Raw genomic sequence first — 983 nt, 5'->3', positions numbered from 1 at the left:
GAGAATACAGATTTCTTTGGCTTTCTTAATATCCTTCGGGTGGGATCCCCGGCCAAAACCAAAAGCTCCCTTCTTTGAGGGAGCAGAGCAAACCCACCCGCAGGGCCTGGACGGTCAAGAAACGGCTGCCAGGGTTGGCTGGGGTCTCTTGCTGATCACCTGGTCGATAAGGCCGTACTCTTTGGCTTGTTCTGGGGTCATGAAGTTGTCGCGGTCGGTATCTCGTTCGATGCGCTCTAGAGGTTGACCGGTGTGGTAGGCCAGCAAGCTATTGAGGCTGTTTTTGATGAAGAGGATCTCTTTGGCCTGAATTTCAATATCGGTAGCTGGCCCCTGAGCTCCACCAAGGGGTTGGTGGATCATGATGCGGGCGTGGGGAAGGGCAATGCGCTTGCCTTTGGTGCCCCCTGCCAGCAGAAAAGCTCCCATGCTGGCAGCCAAACCAATGCAGATGGTGGAGACATCCGGCTGAATGTGCTGCATGGTGTCGTAAATGGCCATGCCGGCATAGACAGAGCCGCCGGGGGAGTTGATGTAGAGGTAGATGTCTTTTTCAGGGTCTTCGGACTCCAAGTAGAGCATCTGGGCCACAATCAGGTTAGCAATGTCGTCGTCCACCTGGGTGCCCAAGAAAATGATCCGATCCCGCAAGAGACGCGAGTAAATGTCAAAGGCGCGCTCGCCTCGCGCAGATTGCTCAATAACGGTGGGAATCATGCCAGTCCAAACGATGGGTCAGTCCTTACTAGTGTAGTCTAAGCCACCGGACGGATGCTTTGCTCAGGACGACTCACCGGCCCGCCTCCGTACGGGGCTCGATGGGGTGTGAGCCGGCTAGAACAGCAAGGAGACGGGGTGGTTATAGCGGGATCCCTCTTCTTCTGGGATGTGGAACGGGTCTGAGGTGTGGCTCTTTGTGATGTGGTGAGGTGAAGCCAAGATGGACGTGATCCCAGATGAACCGATTGTGATTGCCAGCCTGC

At 55.6% G+C, this 983-nt stretch carries 1 protein-coding gene; it reads right to left on the bottom strand.

Annotated features, from left to right (window positions below; translation table 11 throughout):
• Nucleotides 1–114: 114 nt before the first annotated feature.
• On the bottom strand, nucleotides 115–717 hold the full coding sequence (clpP, locus tag NW820_RS12730) for an ATP-dependent Clp endopeptidase proteolytic subunit ClpP (RefSeq protein WP_011434140.1): 603 nt from the start codon (nucleotides 715–717) through the stop codon (nucleotides 115–117).
• Between the last annotated feature and the right edge of the window lie 266 nt (nucleotides 718–983).

This window comes from Synechococcus sp. R55.7 (assembly GCF_047461955.1).
Taxonomy (GTDB): domain Bacteria; phylum Cyanobacteriota; class Cyanobacteriia; order Thermostichales; family Thermostichaceae; genus Thermostichus.
The sequence above is the reverse complement of the archived record's forward strand: the minus strand, read 5'-3'. Positions and strand labels throughout refer to the sequence as shown.

Excerpts from the sequence above, each read along its gene's own strand:
- clpP (WP_011434140.1), bottom strand. The coding sequence starts at position 717 with ATGATTCCCACCGTTATTGAGCAATCTGCGCGAGGCGAGCGCGCCTTT.